The sequence below is a fragment of the Haematobacter massiliensis genome (assembly GCF_000740795.1).
Taxonomy (GTDB): Bacteria; Pseudomonadota; Alphaproteobacteria; order Rhodobacterales; family Rhodobacteraceae; genus Haematobacter; species Haematobacter massiliensis.
On record NZ_JGYG01000011.1, the window covers coordinates 69,567 to 88,701 of the forward strand.

Annotated in this window: 17 protein-coding genes; 13 read left to right on the top strand and 4 right to left on the bottom strand. The window is 65.3% G+C overall.

All coding sequences use genetic code 11. The features are described from left to right. The first annotated feature begins 80 nt into the window (after positions 1-80). The 10 genes from CN97_RS15210 to CN97_RS15255 all read left to right on the top strand — a co-directional run bounded on the left by CN97_RS15210 (position 81) and on the right by CN97_RS15255 (position 10,048). Positions 81-842, top strand: a complete 762-nt coding sequence (locus CN97_RS15210) for a 3-hydroxyacyl-CoA dehydrogenase (RefSeq protein ID WP_035713075.1) — start codon at positions 81-83, stop codon at positions 840-842. 17 nt (positions 843-859) lie between these two features. After that, complete coding sequence (locus CN97_RS15215) at positions 860-2,068, top strand: acetyl-CoA C-acetyltransferase (protein ID WP_035713076.1); 1,209 nt, start codon at positions 860-862, stop codon at positions 2,066-2,068. A 5-nt stretch (positions 2,069-2,073) separates the two neighbouring features. Next, positions 2,074-3,456 carry an enoyl-CoA hydratase-related protein gene (locus CN97_RS15220; protein ID WP_051911296.1) on the top strand — a complete coding sequence of 461 codons (1,383 nt, stop codon included), beginning with the start codon at positions 2,074-2,076 and terminating at the stop codon, positions 3,454-3,456. Further along, positions 3,453-4,244, top strand: a complete 792-nt coding sequence (locus CN97_RS15225; protein ID WP_035713079.1) for an enoyl-CoA hydratase/isomerase family protein — start codon at positions 3,453-3,455, stop codon at positions 4,242-4,244. The genes CN97_RS15220 and CN97_RS15225 overlap by 4 nt, the downstream gene beginning before the upstream one ends. A 9-nt stretch (positions 4,245-4,253) precedes the next feature. Beyond that, entirely contained in the window at positions 4,254-5,378 is a 1,125-nt protein-coding gene (locus CN97_RS15230; RefSeq protein ID WP_035713082.1) for an acyl-CoA dehydrogenase family protein, read from the top strand. 720 nt (positions 5,379-6,098) lie between these two features. Beyond that, on the top strand, positions 6,099-6,575 hold the full coding sequence (locus tag CN97_RS20970; RefSeq protein WP_051911297.1) for a c-type cytochrome: 477 nt from the start codon (positions 6,099-6,101) through the stop codon (positions 6,573-6,575). Positions 6,576-7,114: 539 nt separating this feature from the next. Beyond that, positions 7,115-8,044: an AEC family transporter gene (locus CN97_RS15240; RefSeq protein WP_035713085.1), complete on the top strand. Its 930-nt coding sequence runs from the start codon at positions 7,115-7,117 to the stop codon at positions 8,042-8,044. Next, complete coding sequence (locus CN97_RS15245; protein ID WP_035713087.1) at positions 8,041-8,499, top strand: YaiI/YqxD family protein; 459 nt, start codon at positions 8,041-8,043, stop codon at positions 8,497-8,499. Before CN97_RS15240 ends, CN97_RS15245 begins: the two co-directional genes overlap by 4 nt. Beyond that, a complete protein-coding gene (locus CN97_RS15250) occupies positions 8,496-9,128 on the top strand; it encodes an HAD family hydrolase (RefSeq protein ID WP_035713090.1) in 633 nt (210 codons plus the stop codon). The genes CN97_RS15245 and CN97_RS15250 overlap by 4 nt, the downstream gene beginning before the upstream one ends. Then, positions 9,125-10,048 carry an ornithine cyclodeaminase family protein gene (locus tag CN97_RS15255; RefSeq protein ID WP_035713092.1) on the top strand — a complete coding sequence of 308 codons (924 nt, stop codon included), beginning with the start codon at positions 9,125-9,127 and terminating at the stop codon, positions 10,046-10,048. Before CN97_RS15250 ends, CN97_RS15255 begins: the two co-directional genes overlap by 4 nt. Positions 10,049-10,729: 681 nt before the next feature. On the opposite strand, the gene CN97_RS15260 is transcribed toward CN97_RS15255, so the two are convergent. After that, on the bottom strand, positions 10,730-11,980 hold the full coding sequence (locus CN97_RS15260; protein ID WP_035713095.1) for an MFS transporter: 1,251 nt from the start codon (positions 11,978-11,980) through the stop codon (positions 10,730-10,732). 163 nt (positions 11,981-12,143) lie between these two features. Here CN97_RS15260 and CN97_RS15265 point away from each other — a divergent pair, with 163 nt between their 5' ends. After that, positions 12,144-13,040, top strand: a complete 897-nt coding sequence (locus CN97_RS15265) for a hypothetical protein (RefSeq protein WP_035713098.1) — start codon at positions 12,144-12,146, stop codon at positions 13,038-13,040. Beyond that, positions 13,028-14,122: a cell division protein ZapE gene (zapE, locus tag CN97_RS15270; RefSeq protein ID WP_035713101.1), complete on the top strand. Its 1,095-nt coding sequence runs from the start codon at positions 13,028-13,030 to the stop codon at positions 14,120-14,122. The genes CN97_RS15265 and zapE overlap by 13 nt, the downstream gene beginning before the upstream one ends. 37 nt (positions 14,123-14,159) lie before the next feature. Here the strand turns inward: zapE and hspQ are convergent, their stop codons facing one another. Further along, a complete protein-coding gene (gene hspQ, locus CN97_RS15275; protein ID WP_035713104.1) occupies positions 14,160-14,486 on the bottom strand; it encodes a heat shock protein HspQ in 327 nt (108 codons plus the stop codon). Positions 14,487-14,708: 222 nt separating this feature from the next. Here hspQ and CN97_RS15280 point away from each other — a divergent pair, with 222 nt between their 5' ends. After that, on the top strand, positions 14,709-15,290 hold the full coding sequence (locus tag CN97_RS15280; RefSeq protein WP_035713105.1) for a transglycosylase SLT domain-containing protein: 582 nt from the start codon (positions 14,709-14,711) through the stop codon (positions 15,288-15,290). Between the two features lie 156 nt (positions 15,291-15,446). On the opposite strand, the gene CN97_RS15285 is transcribed toward CN97_RS15280, so the two are convergent. Continuing rightward, positions 15,447-16,049, bottom strand: coding sequence for a LolA family protein (locus tag CN97_RS15285; protein ID WP_035713107.1), 603 nt, complete (start codon positions 16,047-16,049; stop codon positions 15,447-15,449). Between the two features lie 47 nt (positions 16,050-16,096). Beyond that, entirely contained in the window at positions 16,097-19,129 is a 3,033-nt protein-coding gene (locus tag CN97_RS15290) for a DNA translocase FtsK (protein WP_035713110.1), read from the bottom strand. Positions 19,130-19,135: the final 6 nt, after the last annotated feature.

Sequence of the window (19,135 nt, forward strand, 5' to 3'; positions counted from 1 at the left end):
AATTTTACTATTCAGTAACATTCATCGCCGTGCTAGCGTCTCGACCGAAGTCACCGGCCCTGCGCCGGAAGGAGGGACATATGGATATCAAGGGAATCGTCGCTGTCGTCACCGGGGGGGCCTCCGGGCTCGGCGATGCGACGGCGCGGGCATTGGCCGCGGGCGGCGCAAAGGTGGCGCTGGTGGATTACAACGAGGAAGGCGCGCGCAAGACTGCGGAGGAGATCGGCGGTATCGCCGTGCAGTGCGATGTGTCGAAGGCGGAAAGCGGCGAAGCGGCTTTCGCGAGGATCCTCGATGACCTTGGCGCCCCGCGCGTGCTCATCAACTGTGCGGGTGTCGCGCCGGCTCAGAAGGTGCTGGGGCGGAACGGCGTCATGCCGCTTGACGACTATCGCCGCGCGATCGAAGTGAACCTGATCGGTACGTTCAACATGCTGCGGCTCTTTGCCGATGCCTGCCAGGGCTTGGAGCCGCAGGCTTCCGGCGAACGGGGTGTCATCATCAACACCGCCTCCGTCGCGGCTTTCGAGGGGCAGATCGGGCAGACGGCCTATGCGTCCTCCAAGGCGGGGGTCGCCGGGCTGACGCTGCCTGCGGCGCGGGAATTCGCGCAGATCGGCATCCGCGTCTGCACCATCGCGCCGGGCATTTTCGAGACGCCGATGCTGAAGGGCCTGCCGGAAGCGGCACAGGAAAGCTTGGGCAAGATGGTGCCGTTCCCCTCGCGCCTTGGCCGCCCGCAGGAATATGCCGCGCTCGCGCTGCACATCATCCAGAACGAGATGCTGAACGGCGAGACGATCCGGCTGGACGGCGCGATCCGCATGGCGCCGCGGTAAGCCGCGAAGGGGGGATCATGACCGAGGCCTGTATCTACGATGCCGTGCGCACCCCGCGCGGCCGGGGCAAGCCGGATGGCGCCCTGCATCCGGCAACGTCCGTCACCCTTGCCACCACCGTGCTGGAGGCAGTGCGGGACCGCAACGGGCTGGACACCGGGGCGGTGAGCGACATCGTGATGGGCATCGTCATGCCAGTGGGTGAGCAGGGGCAGGTGCTGCCCCGCATCGCCGCACTTCAGGCGGGCTATGCGCAGGATGTGGCGGGGGTCCAGATCAACCGCTTCTGCGGCTCGGGGCTGGAGGCGACCAACATGGGCGCCGCCAAGGTCATGGCGGGTCAGGCGGACATGGTGGTGACCGGCGGGGTGGAGAGCATGTCCCGCATCCCGATGCTGTCGGATGGCGGGGCATGGAGTTCCGATCCGCAGGTCTCCTTCCACACACGCTTTGTGCCGCAGGGAATTTCCGCCGATCTCATCGCGACGAAATGGCACTACGGGCGGGAGCGGACGGACGCCTTCGCCGTCGAAAGCCACCGCCGCGCTGCCCGTGCCTGGAGCGAGGGGCGGTTCGACCGCTCTGTCGTGCCGGTACGCGATCGGGTCGGGCGGGTGATGCTCGACCGGGACGAGACGGTGCGCGGCAATGCGACTGTGGCGGATCTGGCAAAGCTCCGCCCTTCCTTCGCGCGCATGGGGTCGGAGATGGGCTTCGACGCCATCGCCCGCCTGCGATACCCAGAGGTGGGCGAGATCGACCATGTGCACCACGCGGGCTCGTCCAGCGGCATCGTGGACGGCGCGGCGGCGGTGCTCATCGGCACGCGGGAGGCGGGTGCCGCACAGGGGTTGCGTCCCCGCGCCCGCATCCGCGCCTTTGCCGAGATCGGCTCGGAACCGACGATCATGCTCACCGCGCCGTCCTTTGCCGCCGAGAAGGCATTGAGGCGGGCAGGAATGACGCCGGGGGACATTGATCTTTATGAAATCAACGAGGCCTTCGCCGCCGTTGCCATTCGCTTCACCGAGGCGCTTGACCTCGACCCGGCTTGCGTCAACGTCAATGGCGGCGCCATTGCGATGGGCCATCCGCTCGGGGCGACGGGGGCGATGATCCTTGGCATCGCGCTCGATGAACTGGAGCGGCAGGACAAGGAGACGGCCCTCGTCACGCTCTGCATCGGGGCGGGCATGGGCGTTGCAACGATCATCGAAAGGGTCTGAGAGACATGTTCACGACCGATATCGACGCAGAAGGCATCGCGACAGTCACCATCGACATGCCAGGGCGGAGCATGAACGTGATCGACTGGGCGCTCACCGATGCGCTGGACGCGGAAGCGCGCGCGCTCGCGGCCAATCCGGCGGTCAAGGCCGTCGTGCTGACCTCCGGCAAGAAGGATTTCGTCGCCGGAGCCGATCTCGCGATCATGCACGACCTCTATGACCTGACGCCGGAGGCCGCCTCCGGTAGGATCGGCACACTGGGCGCGATGGTCCGCGCGTTTGAAACCTCCGGCAAACCCGTTGTGGGTGCCGCGCCGGGCACCGCGCTCGGCGGCGGGCTGGAGATCCTGCTCGGCTGCACCTACCGGATCGCGGCGGAGAACCCGAAGGCGCGGTTCGGCCTGCCGGAAGTGACGCTGGGCCTGTTGCCGGGTGCTGGTGGCACACAGCGCCTGCCGCGGATCATCGGTATTCCCGGCGCCTTGCCGGTTCTGGTCGAGGGGCAGCCGATGACCGTATCCGAGGCTTTGGAGGCAGGTATTCTCGATGAGGTCGTGCCGCCGGAAAGCCTGCTCTCTGCTGCAAAATCCGCGATCCGCGAAGGACGCGTCAGATCCGTCCAGCCCTGGGATGAGAAGGGTTTCGCCCTGCCCGGACCAGCGCCTGAATCCGCCGAGGTGATGGATCTCTTCACGACCTGGAATGCAAAGGTTCTGGCTGAAACCGGCGGTCACCAGCCTGCTCCGAAGGCCATTCTCTCCTGCGTGTTCGAGGGCACGCGCGTGCCGATCGACGCGGGGTTGAAGATCGAGCGGGATTATTTCGGCACGCTCGTGACCGGCGATGTTGCGCCAGCCATGATCTGGGTCACGTTCGAAGCGCGGGTCGCCGCCGCTAAGGCAGGACGCAACGTGACCGATCCGAAGGGCCCCTATGTGACGGCAGGCCTTTCCGCGCTGCTGGAGGAGACGCGTCTGCTCCGGGCGGAAGGGGTCTCGGATGAAACGCTTCAGACCGCGGCGAGCCAGCTCGGCATGTCACTCACACCGGAAGACATCCGTGACGGGGCGAGCGGCATAACCACCTTCAAAAAGGCCGTGGACACCGTCTCGCTGGAGGATGTGAAGGACAGGTTGCTGTTCTGTCAGGTCTCGACCGCGGCAACCGCGCTTCAGGGCGGGGCGGTGGCGCTCGCGGCGGAGGCTGACTATGGCGCAGTCATGGGCTGGGGGTTCCCGGTGCATCTCGGCGGTCCGATTTACTTCGCCCGTCACCTGGGAGAAGAGGAACTCAGGAAGCGCATGGGCGCACTGGAATACGCCTATGGACCGCGTTTCGTGTCATCGCCGGTGATTTCGGCCATCACCGACAAGGCCAAGCCGTGAGTGATCTGATCCTTACCGACTTTGACGGCGAAACCGGCATTGCGCGTATCGCCTTCAACCGGCCGGAGGTGCTGAACGCGCTGAACGTGCCGCTCGCACGCGCGTTCCTTGCTGCTGTGCGGGAGGTGGTTGCGCTGAAGGGGGTGCGCGCCATCGTGCTGACAGGGGAGGGACGCGCCTTCGTCGCCGGCGGCGATGTGGCGAGCTTCGCCGGCGGTCCCGACGTTGCGGTGCCCGTGGTGAATGATCTTCTCGATGCCCTCAATCCGGCCATCGTGGCACTCCGGCGGGCGGATGCGCCGGTGATCGCGGCCGTGCGGGGGGCTGCGGCCGGGGCCGGACTGTCGCTGATGATGACCGCTGATATCGTCGTCGCCGCTGCGGGAACAAAGTTCCTCATGGCCTACGAAAAGCTCGGCTCTTCGCCCGATTGCGGTGCCACGTGGTTCGCTCCGCGGCTCATCGGACGGGCGAGGACGATGGAGCTTCTGCTGATGGGCCGGGTGCTCGATGCGGAAACCGCCCGCGACTGGGGACTGATCAACGAGGTGGTGCCTCCCGACGATCTGGACACCCGGGTACGGGCACTCGCGGAGACGCTGGCACAGGGACCGACGCTCGCCTTCGGCCAGTCCAAGCGGCTCGTGGATGAGGCGGAGCGTACAATTCTCGCCGAGCAGCTGGAGAAGGAACGCGCGGCCTTTCTCGCGGGCACAGGCACGGCGGATTTCGCCGAAGGCACCGCTGCCTTCACCGCCAAACGGACACCTGCCTTTATCGGTCGATAGGGATCAAGAATGTACAACGAAGAACAGACCCTGATCCGCGACACCGCCCGCGCCTTTGCGCAGGATGTCCTCGCGCCCGGCGCGGCCGAGCGCGACAGGACAAAGACGGTGGAGCCGTCCCTGTTTGCCGACATGGCGGAACTCGGGTTCCTTGGCATGACGGTGCCGGAAGAATGGGACGGGGTCGGGGCGGATTACGTCAGCTACGCACTGGCTCTGATGGAGATCGCCGCTGGGGATGGCGCGATCTCGACGATCATGTCGGTGCATAACGCGCCTTTCAACGCGATCCTCACCCGCTTCGGCAGCGACTTTCAGAAGGAGCAGGTGCTCCGCCCCGCGGCAAAGGGGGAATTCATCGGCGCCTTTGCTCTGACCGAAGCCCATGCCGGTTCCGACGCCGCCGCGATCCGCACGAAGGCGGAGAAACGCGGCGATCGCTACGTCATCAACGGCGGCAAGGAATTCATCACCTCTGGCCAGATCGGCGGGTGGTGCATTCTTTTCGCTACGCTGGACGGTACGCGGAAGGGGATCACCGCCTTTCTGACACCGACCTCCGCGCCGGGCTACGAAGTGGCGAAGGTGGAGGAGAAGCTGGGTCAGCGCTGTTCCGACACCTGCTCCCTCCGTTTCACGGAGCTGGAGATCCCGGAGGAATACCGTATCGGTGGAGAGGGGGAGGGCTACCGTATCGCGCTGTCCAGCCTTGAGGCGGGTCGGATCGGCATCGCCTCGCAGTCGGTCGGGATGGCGCAGGCGGCCTTCGACGCAGCCGTGGCCTATGCGCGCGAGCGGACCTCCATGGGCAAGCGGTTGATCGAACATCAGGCCGTGGCGTTCCGGCTGGCGGAGTTGCGCACCAAGCTGGAGGCGGCGCGGCAGCTCGTGCTGCTGGCGGCGCGGATGAAAGACGCGGGCCTTCCCTGCCTGAACGAGGCGGCGATGGCCAAGCTCTTCGCGTCCGAGACGGCGGAGGCGGTGGTCTCCGGTGCCCTGCAGACCTTTGGCGGCTATGGCTACATGCAGGATTTTCCGTTGGAGCGCATCTATCGCGATGTGCGGGTGTGCCAGATCTACGAGGGCACCTCGGACATCCAGAAGATCATCATCTCCCGGCAGCTCGATCAGTGAAAAGCCCGGCTCGCGCGGCCTGCTCTCGGCTCGGGTCGAGGCTACACTTGGGCCAGGTTGCAGATGAGCCCCCGCGGCGGTGGTTGCAGCGCGGCGGTGCCGGAGGCTTGCCGCCGCGCCGTGCAACGACCGTCCCTGAAGCCGCTTCTGCGTGAGCCATAAGAGTGGTGGGTGATCGCCTACACTCGGCCTGTCCCGCGGCCGCATCCGCTCGTTACCCGGCAGCCGCTCGACGGTGGACCTGCATGCGGTCCCGCGGGCATTCTGCGCCCCGAAGGGCATGCGCCGCTCAGCCTTCGTTTGCCGCTGGTCAACTGGCGCAAAGTGGGTCTGTTGGTACGAAGGGCGAGGGAGATCCTGTCGCCGCCCATGGTGCCGCGAGGCCGGTTTTAGTCCTTAATGCCTTGCAGGCGCGGATCGGATACTTCTGACCAACCGCGTCCGTTGCGTCCGATGCCTCCTTTCGACGCGAAAACTGCTTTTCGGACGCCGCGCGGCCCGCCAGAGCCCGCGTCGCCCGCGTCTGTCTGGGCGAGTTTATGCATCACCGCGACGCCCCGCGGGCAGCAGAGCCATGGGATGGCACCAAGACTGTTCAGTCCAAGCCGCAACCGACGCCTAAGCAGCACATTCCTGTCGGCGAAGGAGCCGGGTGCCAATAAGCTGTTCAACCGCCTCGTTCATGTTAAGATCAATGGACAATCTGGAGGAGACAGCCACGTGAAGACGGTAGCTACCCCTCGGTCGGCGCGAGCGCCCGGCCTGTTTCTCGCTCTCGGACTTCTCTGCCTCGGCACAGTGTCCGGCCCGGTCCATGCGGAGGGCGAGGCAACCAACCCCGCGGTGCGGGAGCGGATGGCGCTGATGAAGGATATCGGCCGGAACCTGAAGTCCATCGCCGACATGGTTCAGCAGAAGGCGCCGTTCGAGGGCCAGGCCGCCCAAGCCGCAGCAGGCACCATCGCCGCCGATGCCGAGCGTATCCCAGCCGTATTCAAGCCGCGAGAGAGCGATCCCGCCTCAGAAGCGCTTCCGGTCATCTGGGAGAAATGGGACGATTTCGTCGCCCATGCCGACAAGCTCGCCTCCGCCGCCAAAGCCATCGACGCGACCTCTGCAGAGACGCTCGCCGCCGGTTTCCGGCCGATGGCGGGGGCGTGCAAGAGCTGCCATGACAGTTACCGGATGGACGACTGACCGTCGGATCAGCGCGCAGCCGGAGACGGGGAGCCGATGGAGTGGGGGCCATGATCGGCCCGCGCGGATGCCGTCGGGGCATCTTGATGCTCCGCCGATCCGATGCGCGTGGTCAGGCATGGGCGCGGTGATCGGCACGGGTTCGGCTGTCAGCGATGGGGGCGCAGCCACGGCGGCCATGAACGGCGGCTGACAGCGTTGGAACGCGAAGAGAGAGATCGTCCGCGTGCCGGCGAGGGGCGGAAAACGCCAGCATGGAGGGGGCGATGATCGCGGGCAGGCGATGATCCTGTCAAGATCGACGCCGAGGCTGCATCTGACGCTTGCGGCCTTCCTCATCGTCGCGCGCTCACCGGAGCTTGAAAATCATCGCCCTGGCCCACACCCGCCATCGGGGCAGGCGAGCTCCTCTCTCCCGGCGCTCGCCTGCCTGCACGCGGACCGAGTATCGGGCGACCATCGCGCTCCCGCCGACACAGCATGGCGCCGGGATACGCGGAACACTGGCTCGGCAGCGCCGACCATGCTAGGCGAAACCGATGCTTCCGGTGTTTCTCAAGACCTTGCCCTTTTTCGCGCTGATCGGCCTTGGCTGGATCGCGGCGCGGCGGGGTTTCTGCACCCCGGAGGCAACGGCGTGGCTGACACGGTTCGTGTTCTTCCTGCCGCTCTCGGCGATGCTGTTCGGCTTTGCGGCGCAGCTTCCGCTCTCCGCGCTGAATGAGCCGGTTTTCATTACCGCCTACGCTGCTGCGAGCCTCGCGGTTTATGCGCTGACGGGAGCGGTCGCGCTGTTTCGGGGCTGCTCTGTGGCGGAGGCCGCGGTGGAGGCGCAATGCGGCGTGGTGGGCAACACCGGCTTCTTCGGCCTGCCGATGTTCGTGACCCTGCTTGGCCCCAAGGCGGCTGCGCCGATCCTCATCATGCTGCTTATCGACCTTGTCGTGTTCTCCACGCTCATCACCGTCATCATGACGCTGTGGCGGGACAGGCGGTTCGACCTGCGGATCTTCCCCTCGCTCCTGCGCGGCCTCATCGGCAATCCGATGATCGTGTCCATGGGGGCGGGTGTTCTGTGGTCGGCCTCGGGCGTTCCGCTGCCCGCGCCCACGAAGGAATTCGTCACGCTCCTTGGCGCGGCGGCAACGCCTTGCGCGCTGTTTGCCATTGGTGCCTCGCTCGCGGGGCGGAATGCGGAGCGGCCTGCGGTCGCCGCGTGGCTCTCCGCGGTGAAGCTGCTGCTGCATCCGCTCGCCTGCGCCGTGGTGGCGTTCTGGCTGCTCCCTGTGGACCCATTCGCGGCGGGATTGATGGTGGCGACGGCCGCGCTGCCGGTGGCGGGCAATGTCTACATGCTCGCCCAGCACTACGGCGTGGCGCCGCTGCGCGTTTCCACGGCCATTCTCTTCTCCACGGCGGCGAGTGTGATCACGCTCCCGCTCATCATTGCAAGGGTGCTCATGCCATGACGGCGATCTATGTCGATGCGGATGCTTGCCCGGTCAAGGCGGAGGCGGAGCGGGTCGCGACTCGCCACACGCTGCGGCTGTTCATGGTGTCGAACGGCGGGCTTCGCCCCTCGCCGAACCCGCTGGTGGAGATGATCTTTGTCCCGGCTGGGCCCGACGTTGCGGACGATTGGATCGCCGAGCGGGCGGCGCGCGGCGATGTCGTGGTGACGAATGACATCCCGCTCGCCGCGCGGGTGATCGAACGGGGCGCGCGCGTCGTGCGGCCGGAGGGGTCCGTGCTGACACAGGCCAATATCGGTCCAGTGCTGGCCCAGCGGAACCTGATGGCGGATATCCGTTCCGCCGATCCCTTCCTGCAGGGTGGCGGGCGCCCCTTCGCCAAGGCCGACCGATCCCGTTTTCTGGATGCGCTGGAGCGTGAGCTTCGCGCCGCGATGAAGGAAGCCCCATGACCGCACAGCCCCCAAGCGCCGTTGTCTTCGACATCGGCAACGTGCTGATCGAATGGCAGCCGGAGCGCTTCTTCGATGGCGTCATGCCCGCCGGAGACCGCGCGCGGATGTTCGCGGAGATCGACCTGCACGGCATGAACGATGGCATAGACCGGGGCGAGAGCTTTCGCGATGCCGTTTATGCCGCCGCCGACCGTCACCCCGCCTGGAGGCCGCAGATCCGGCTGTGGCACGACCGCTGGCTGGATATCGCGCAGCCGGCGATACCCGGTTCGGTGCATCTGTTGCGGGCGCTTCGGCGGAAGGGGATCCCGGTCTTTGCCCTGACCAACTTCGGAGTGGAGACATTCGCGCTCGCCCGGAAGGCCTATCCGTTTCTGGATGAATTCGACCGCCGCTATGTCTCCGGCGAACTGAAGGTCATCAAGCCGGACCCTCGCATCTACGCGATTCTGGAGCAGGACAGCGGCGTTGCGCCCGGCGACCTCCTCTTCACTGATGACCGGATCGATAATATCGCGGCGGCCAGCGCGCGAGGATGGCGGACACACCATTTCGACGGCCCTGAGGGCTGGGGGCGGCGGCTCGTCCAGGAAGGCTTGCTGACGGAGGAGGAAGCACGGCCATGACCATTGAGATCATCGGTCCGGAGGTGGAGGCCCATCTCGACTGGATCGCGCTGACGGAGGCGTTGAAGCAGGGGCACCTGCTGCCGCTTTCGGGCATCGGCGATACGTTTCTTTATCGGGAGGACGATACGCTTCTCTCGCGCTCCGCCTGGATCGACGGGCTGGGTGTTGCGGTGAAATCCGCGACCATCGTGCCGGAGAACCGGAGGGCGGGCAGGCCGCTCGTCAACGGGGTCGTCACGCTGTTCGACGATGTGACCGGCTACCCCCTGGCCCTCGTCGATTTTCATCTGGTGACCAAGTGGAAGACGGCGGGGGACAGCCTGCTCGCCGCGCGATTGCTGGCACGACCGGAGAGCAGGCACATCCTCATCGTCGGGGCGGGGGCTGTCGCAGCCTCCATGATCGAGGCCTATTCGGCCGCGTTCCCCGAGGCGAGCTTCCGCGTCTGGGCGCGAAAGAGGGATGCTGCCGAGGCGCTCGCGCTCCGCTATCCCGGCGTAAGGGCGGTGAGCGATCTGGAAGAGGCCGCGAGCACCGCCGACATCATCGCGACCTGCACCATGTCCTCCACACCGGTGATAGAGGGTCGCTGGATCCAGCCGGGAACGCATCTCGATCTGATCGGCGCCTACCGCCCCGACATGCGGGAGGTGGATGACGAGACGATGCGGCGGGCCAGCATCTTCGTCAACGCGCGGGCGACGACCATTCACCACATCGGGGAGTTGATGAAACCTGTCGCTGCGGGCGTGATCACCGAGGATGACGTGATCGCCGATTTCTACGACATCGACCGGGGTGATTTCCGGCGGGAGAGCGCGGAGGAAATCACGCTCTGCAAGAACGGTGGCGGCGCGCATCTGGACCTGATGACGAGCCGCTACATCCTCGACGCCTGGCGCGCGCGGAACGGATAGGGCAGAGCGACATTTCCTTCGCCGTGACGGCGGGTGGCTAACTGGCCGCGGAAGCGGATGGCCCGCCGGTCATGGCGCGCAAGAAGCGGCCGAAGCGCCTGTGGCGGACGTGTCGGTGCGCAGAGGTTGAAGATGGTCGCGTCACGCGACTGAGCTTTTCCTGCTCCTGCTCCTGCTCCTGCTCATGAGCTGTGTTTTCCCGCTCCTGCTCAAAGGAATGGGCGGCTCCGGCTCATTGGCCGCGGAGGGCGATGCCCGTTAAGCTGCTGGTAACTGCATCCATGGCGCGAAGCCGCGGCCAATTGGTTAAGCGTTGTGGTGTCGGCTTTGGGTGTCAGTCCGCTTTGGGAATTCGCCAGCACCCGAGCAAATGCGAGCCTTCTCCGCTTCGGATCATCGGATATTGTCCGTCCCGGTCGTCAGTCCTGTCGAAGGGGTGTCACCAAAGCGCCGGCGTGGTGGCAGGGGGTGAGGCCACGATGCACTCTCGTCCGTTTGCCATGGCGCGCGGCATCGCGTCTCATCAGCGGTATCCAGTCATGAAGAGGCGGTTGCTCGGGCAAGTCGCCTTAAGCCGCCCTCTCCACCGCTTGCATATCAGCAAATCTCGTGTCGCCGTCCCGCGTCGCGCCGTATCTATGTCGCAATTGAACCGGTCAGTGAGCTTGGCAATCCTGACCGTCAAGCCGCCACGCCGCGCATGGCATAGGGGCGTTCGTTCACGGGCAGGTGGACGAGCGCCGAGAACGCCCCGATCCCCACGCCGATCCACCAGACCAGGGTGTAATTGCCATACATGTCATAGAGAGCGCCGCCCAGCCACACGCCCATGAAACTGCCGAGCTGATGGCTGAAGAATACGAGACCATAGAGCGTCCCCATATAACGCAGTCCGAAGATCTGCGCGACAAGGCCAGATGTCAGCGGCACGGTGGCGAGCCAGAGCGACCCCATCGCGGCCGAGAACAGCAGCACCGAACCGGGTGTCACCGGAGCCATGATGAAGGCCGCCGAAACGACCGTCCGGGCAAGGTAGATGCCCGCGAGCAGGTATTTCTTGGAATGAGTCTTGCCCAGCATCCCCGCAAGGATGGTGCCGCCGACATTCATCAGCCCGATGACCGCGATGGCCAGTGCCCCCAGCGCCGAGGTCGTCGTGATGCCGATGGAGGCGAGCCAGCTTCCGGCAGTAATGGGAGCGCAAAGTTCCGTCACGAAGGCAGGAAAGTGCGCCGTAATAAACCCGAGTTGATAGCCACAGGAAAAGAAACCAAGAAATATAAGGATATAGGAGGGGTCCTTCACCGCCCGGGCGAGGACACGCCCCATCGGCTCATCCACCTCCGTACTTGCCCGCTCCGGCGTGCGGATGAGGGGCAGGGCAAAGAGCGCGCAAAGGATGGCCATGGCGAAAATGATGAACACGGTCTGCCACGGGAACTGAGCGAGCAGCAGTTCGGCAATGGGTGCACCGATGATCTGTCCCGCCGAGCCCGCCGCAGTCACCACGCCAAGCGCGAGGGAGCGGTTGTCATCCGAGGCGGACCGTCCCACGACCGCGAGGATCACACCGAACCCCGTACCCGCGATGCCGAATCCGACCAGCACCTCCAGCAACTGGATCGTGCCGGGGGTGGAGGCCCATGCGGTGAGCACCAGCCCCGCCGCATAGAACAGCGCGCCGATGACGATCGCCCGCTTGTCGCCCCAGCGTTCTGCTATCGCGCCGAACACCGGCTGCCCGATCCCCCAGGCAAGGTTCTGGATGGCGATGGCGAGCGAGAAATACGAACGCGGCCAGCCGAACTCCTCCGCCACCGGGATCTGGAACACCCCGAAGGAAGCGCGGATCGCGAAGCTGATCAGGATGATGATGCAGCCGCCGATGAGAATGGGGGTGAACAGGCGGTCGCGGGGCAGGGTGCTGGTCATGAGATGTCTCCTCGCTTTCAGGTTTTGCGCAGGGGCTCTCCCGCCGTCAATTGATGATTTGTGATGTGAGCATCACGGAATACGAATGCTGCTTAACGGAGGGGTGGTTGTTTCCCCCGCGGGCAGCGGATAGGGTCGCACGCGATCTTTCAGGAGGATGAACATGGCCGGTGCGGAGACATGGCAATGCGTCATGGTCTGCTGGGGCACGCGTTATCCGGTGGAAGTTCTGAACCATCTGGTCGGAGAAATCCGCAGGCAGGCAGCAAGCGTGCCGCGCTTCGTCCTCATTACCGAACTTCCCAAGCCGGGACTGGATCCCGCAGTGATACTGCGGCCGTTCCCGGAGTTCTTCCTGCGTGAGCGCTTCCGCCGCTCCGGCTGTCAGGCGAAGCTGGCGATGTTCGAGGATGGCGTGGTGCCGGTCGATCTGCCGGCCACCTATGTCGATCTGGATACCGTGATCACAGGCGACATGTCTCGGGGCATCGCTTTCATGAAGGATCGGCGATCCGTGCTCATGCTGCAAAGCGCGATCATTCCCTTTGGCGCCCTCGGGCGGCTGGTCTACCGGCTGTCGAAGGGAAAGCACTATGCCCGGGGCAATTCCTCTGTCGTGGTCTGGCATCCGGTCGAGGGGCATTACATCGCGCAACGTTTCAGGGAGCTGGACGCCCGTTTCCCCAATCACGGCGATTTCCGCCCGATGATCGCGGATGAGCGGTTCATCAGCTGGTGCGCGCAACCCCATATGACCGCCTTACCAAAGGATTACGCGGTGAAGTTCACATGGGAGTTCATGTTCCCGTGGCGCTGGCCTATCCTCATTCGCGCGAAACTCCCCTGGGTGGTGGCGCGGCGCGCCCGTCAGGCGGCGATCACCCTCAATGGCGAGGATATCAAACCGGAGATCCTCATCGACATGCCGGAGGGCGCGGAACTGACCGACCGGAAGGGGCGCAAGCTCATCTGGAGCACAGCCGCGATGGGGCCCGCCTGGCGCCGCATCCTTGACCATTGCCGCGCGACACTCGGACGGACTGACCCATGGCCACATTGACCGAAATCTACGACCGCAAGGTCGCCGAGGGTACGTTGCGCGCGGATCCGGGGCAGCGAGCCACCCTGCCATTGCTGGAGACGATCCGCACGGCGCTGGAGACGCAGCCGCCCAAGCCCAAGGGTTTTCTCGCCCGGTTGACCCGCAAGCCAGCGGAGCCGATCCCCGGTCTTTACCTCTGGGGCGGGGTAGGGCGGGGCAAGTCCATGCTGATGGACCTGTTCATGGAGTCCGTCGATATTCCGGAGAAGCGTCGCGTCCACTTCCACGCCTTCATGCAGGAAGTGCAGGCAGGGCTGAATGACGCGCGGGCGCGGGGGGTGCAGGATGCGATCCTCCCCGTGGCGGAGAAGATCGCGACCGAACTCCGGCTGCTCTGCTTTGACGAGATGCAGATCACCGATATCGCCGATGCGATGATCGTGGGGCGGCTGTTCCAGAAGCTCTTCGATGCGGGGGTGGTGGTCGTGACCACGTCCAACCGCGCGCCGGACGATCTTTACAAGGACGGGCTGAACCGGCAGCTTTTCCTGCCGTTCATCGCGCTTCTGAAGGAGCGCCTTGCCGTCCATGAGATCGCGAGCGAGACGGATTACCGACAGCACCGGCTTTCCGGTGCGCCGGTCTATTTCTCTCCCGCCAATGCCGCTGCCTCCGCGGCGATCGAAGGGATATGGAACGACCTGACCGGCCATGCGCCGAAGCGCCCGATGTTCCTGAAGGTCAATGGGCGTGACGTGGAGATCCCGGCCTTCCACAATGGTGTCGCGCGGGCCCGGTTCTGGGATCTCTGTGCCAAGCCGCTCGGCCCGGCGGATTACCTTGCCCTGACAGGGGCGGCGCGGGTGCTTCTCCTTGAGGAAATCCCCCGGCTCTCCCGGTCCAACTTCAACGAGGCGAAACGGTTCGTCACGCTGATCGACGCGGTCTATGAGGCGCGGTTGCGGTTCATCTGCTCCGCAGCGGACATCCCGGAGCACCTGTATCAGGAAGGCGAGGGGGCGTTCGAGTTCGAGCGCACGGCAAGCCGCCTGCGGGAGATGCAGGGCGCGGATTGGGCCGCGACGTCGACCGCGACTTAGATCCGCGCTGCGTGCCTGTTCATTGGCGTTCGCCTCATCAGTTCAGCCGGAAATGCAGCGAGTAGCGCCCGCCCTCGAACTCACCGAACAGATCGGTCAGGTCGGGATGCTCGACCGGCTCACCGGTTTCGTCGGGCAGCAGGTTCTGTTCCGAGACATAGGCCACGTAGTAGCTCCGGTCATTCTCGGCCAGCAGATGGTAGAACGGCTGCTCGCGCGAGGGGCGGCTGTCCTCCGGGATGGAGGCATACCATTCCTCGGTATTGTTGAACTCGGGATCCACGTCGAAAACCACCCCCCGGAAGGGATGCTTCCGGTGGCGCAGGACCTGTCCGAGATGATACTTCGCCTCTGACTTGATCATGAGCGGGGCCTCTTTTTAATCATTGTTACGATTTGCCGGCCGAAAAGTCCATGATCTCCCCGGCCACAATCTGTCTCGCAGCGGTGTCTGATGCGCGCTTGGCAAGGGGTAAAGGGGCGCGCTCTCGCGGATCTGATCGCAAATCGGACGACAGCGGCATTTCTCTGGCGTCCTGTTTCGCGTATAACCTTGGAAAACAATAAGACAGAACACGAGGGGCAGATGGGCAGATACCTCCGGCTATCGGTGTTGTTGCTGTTGGCGGCATGCGGCGGCGGCAAATACACGGCCCCGCAGAATCTCGACGATGCCTGCGCCATCGTGAGGGAACGGCCGAAATATCTCTCAGCCATGCGGCGGACGGAGGCGCGCTGGGGCGTGCCGGTCTACGTTCAGATGGCAGTGATTCACCAGGAGAGCAAGTTCATCGGCGACGCCAAGACGCCGTTCCGCTACACGCTCGGGATCATCCCGATGGGCCGTCAGTCATCTGCCTACGGGTATGCTCAGGCGCTGGACGACACCTGGGAGGAATACAAGCGCGACACCCGGAACCGCGGAGCCGACCGCCGGGACATTCATGACGCGACCGACTTCATGGGCTGGTACATGAACCAGACACGTCGGGCCCTCGGCATTCCGGTATATGACATCTACAACCAGTATCTCGCCTATCATGAGGGGCGGGGCGGCTACGCGCGCAAGACCTATCGGGGCAAGCCATGGCTCATGTCGGTTGCGAACAGCATGTCGGCGCGGTCCGAGAAATATCGTGCCCAGCTGGTCTCCTGCCGCAAGATCTGAAGCGCCGGCTTCACGGCTGACGGCGATGAGATTTCGGCAGGCCCCGTGCGGCAGATGGCCGCGACAGTGCGGAGAGCTGGCCCGGATACCCCGGTCAGACATGAGAACCTGATCACAGCGTCTACCAAGCGGGCCTGAAGCCTGCGGGGCGGCAGATCAGCGCTGCCGCTTCGCCGTCTCCAGCGGAATGTTGAAGAAGGAGGGCGCGTAGTTCTCGCCGAGTTTCAGCGGGCCCAGCTGAGTCGTCGTCTGAGTACCCGCTTCGTCGGTGATGACCCATTGCTTCAGCGCAATCGGGTTGGAGGAAAAGACCAGCCTAATCTGTCCGTATTGCGGGTTCCTGGGATCCTGCGCGATCACATAGGTATCGCTGCCCTGCGTCCCATGTCCCACAACCATTCGCGCCTGCCCGAGATCGACGGTGGGAGCCAGGATCAGGTTCAGCGGCGTCTTGCTCAGCGGATACTGCTGCGGGCCGGAGTTCGACTTCGCGTCGAAGATCGCCACCTGCCCACCACCCGCCATGACGAGGTTGCGAACGGGGGCATTGTATTCAAACCGCATCCGCCCCGGACGGCGGATATAGACGGTACCCTCCGCGCGGGAGCCGTCAGCGTTGATCTGCGTGAACGGCGCTTCCGCGGTGCGCAGCCCGTTCAGGTAACGCGACAACTCCGCCAGCGGCACTTCCTGCGCAAAGGCGGGAAGCGCCATGAGGAGCACGAGGATGACGGCGATAACGCGAGAGAAGATCTTCATATCGCCTATCTATCGCATCCCGCGCGCTCTGCCATCCCCACGCGCGATCACGGCTCCGGGACCAGAACTTCGCGCTTGCCGACATGGTTGGCGGAGGACACGACACCCTCATCCTCCATCTGCTCCACGAGCTTGGCGGCCTTGTTGTACCCGATGCCGAGCTTGCGCTGGATGTAGGACGTGGAGCATTTGCGGTCCTTCGCCACGATGGCAACCGCTTGGTCGTAGAGGGAATCCTCACCATCGGTATTGCCGCCGAGACCCAGGACCGCGTCGATGTCGTCGGCGCGTTCGTCATCCGGCCCTTCGACCACGCCCGACATGTATTCGGGCGGCCCGAAGGACTTCAGATGGTTCACGATCTCCTCGACCTCCTCGTCGGAGACGAAGGGCCCATGCACGCGGGTGATCTTGGAGCCGCCTGCCATGTAGAGCATGTCGCCCTGGCCCAGAAGCTGCTCCGCCCCCTGTTCGCCGAGGATCGTGCGGCTGTCGATCTTGGAGGTGACCTGGAAGGAGATGCGGGTGGGGAAGTTCGCCTTGATCGTCCCGGTGATCACGTCCACGGAGGGGCGCTGCGTGGCCATGATGAGGTGGATGCCGGAGGCCCGCGCCATCTGCGCCAGCCGCTGGATGCAGGCCTCGATCTCCTTGCCCGCGACCATCATGAGGTCGGCCATCTCGTCGACGATCACCACGATGAACGGGATGGTCTTCGGCTCGATCTCCTCCGTCTCGAAGATGGGATCGCCCGTCTCTTCATCGAAGCCGGTCTGGACGGTGCGTTTGAACATCTCGCCCTTGGCCTGCGCCTCGTGGACGCGGCCGTTGTAGCCCTCGATGTTGCGCACGCCCATCTTGGACATCTTGCGGTAGCGTTCCTCCATCTCGCCCACGACCCATTTCAGCGCGACGACCGCCTTCTTGGGATCCGTGACGACGGGGGAGAGCAGATGCGGGATGCCGTCGTAGACCGACAGTTCCAGCATCTTCGGGTCGATCATGATGAGCCGGCATTCCTCCGGCGACAGCCGGTAGAGGAGCGACAGGATCATCGTGTTGATGGCGACCGACTTGCCCGAACCGGTGGTCCCGGCGATGAGCAGGTGGGGCATCTTGGCAAGGTTGGCGACCACAGCCGCACCGCCGATGTCCTTGCCGAGCGCCAGCGGCAGCCGCATCGCCGTATCGCCGAAATCGCGGGAGGTGAGGATTTCCCGCAGGACGACCTTTTCCCGCTTCTCGTTCGGCAGTTCGATCCCGATCACCGAGCGCCCCGGCACGGTGGAGACGCGGGCCGAGAGCGCCGACATGGATCGCGCGATGTCATCGGCCAGCCCGATCACGCGAGAGGCCTTCAGCCCCGGCGCGGGTTCAAGCTCATACATCGTCACGACCGGGCCGGGCCGGACGGAGACGATCTCTCCCTTCACGCCGTAGTCGTCCAGAACGGATTCCAGCGTGCGCGCGTTCTCCTCGAGCGCTTCGTCGGGCAGGACATGGCGGGAGATCTCGGCCGGATCCATCAGCAGCGCAAGCGGCGGATGCTCGTAATCGGGATAGCTCGGGACCGGCGGGCGGCGGGGCGCAGTCGCGACCTGTGCCGTCGTCGCCTGTGCCGTCCGGCGCGAGCCGTGCTGCACCTTGATCCGCCGGGCGTCGAACGCCTCCTGCGGAGCGCGCTCATCCTCCAGAGCGAAGATGTTGCGCGTGGTGTCCTCCTCCTCGTCCTCGTCGGCCATCTCGACCGGATCGGAGCGGCGCGGTGCGGGCGAGGGCGGGGCAGCCGGCGGCATCACCGGCGGCATCACCGGCTCTGGCATCACATCCTCGAACATCTCCAGATCGTCGAATTCGTCTGCAAGGTCGAGCGGCAGCTGTTCGTCCTCTCCGAGCGCCTCTGACAGAGCGGGTGCGGCAACAGGGGGCAGGGGAGGGCGGGGACGCGTATTGGCAATCAGCGGCATCGGCCGCCGGGCGCGCACGAGCGGCGGCTCGGACCGCGCACCGGCGACGATCGGCGGCTCCAGCCGGGGGCTGCCGCTGCGGCTCGCCCTGGCGCGGACGACGCTGGTGATCCGGGCGCGGACGCGGTCGCTGTCCGGCAGATCCTCCGGCAGGTGCCGGGAGAGCAGCGGCTCCACCAGCTCCGGTTCCGGTTCGGGTTCCGGCGCGCGTTTGACGAAGGCACGGGCCAGCAGGCCGGGCCGCTCTCTCGGCGGCTGCTCCTCCTCGTAACGCGGCTCGGCGCGGAGCGTGGCTGCGGCAACCATCGGCTGCGGGGCGGACCATGCGTCCTGCGGTTCCGCCTGCCGCGTCACGCGGCTTGACGGAGCGGCGAGCGCCGCCTCCCGCTTCTCCCGCCGCTTCTCGGCGGCCGTCTGCACGGCGGACTGGGCGGCGGACTGCGCCACCCGGAACGCCCCGTTCGCGCCCCGGCCCGCACCGTTCATCAGCCGGTCATAGCCGGTGACCAGCCCGCGGGCGAGAAACCGCGACAGCCCCCGCAGTTCGGCACGGTCAAAGCCCAGCACGTAAAGCCCGAAAGCCACGGCGGCGATGAAGCTCAGCAGCGACATCATCTTCAGTCCGAGTCCGGCGCTCAGCGGAGCCACACCCAGAAGCGCGCCCAGTATCGTATCGCCGAACAGCCCGCCCAGACCGAAGGAATGGCCCCAGTCGTGCGACGGCACGAGCGTGGAGGCATAGACCGAGACCAGCGCCGCGGCGATCGGCACGAAAACCGAACGGTTGATTGCCCGATCCTCCCCCCGGTGGGTGATGAACCGCAATCCCCAGACCACGAAGGCGATGGACAGCGCCCATGCCCCATAGCCCGCGATCACGATCAGCGGCGAGGCGATGGAGGCTCCCGTCCGCCCAAGCAGGTTCTGAGCAGGCTCGTCGGTGGCGGACATCCAGCTCGGGTCGTCGGCATGGTAGGAGCCGATCATCATGCCGATCAGCACCCCGACCACGACCAGAAGAACGCCGATCAGCTCCTTGCCACGGCGTTCAAGTGCCGCCTGTGTGGAGGAGTCAAACAGCGGGTCGCGTTGTCTCATCTGATAGGAAGCCATCCTTCA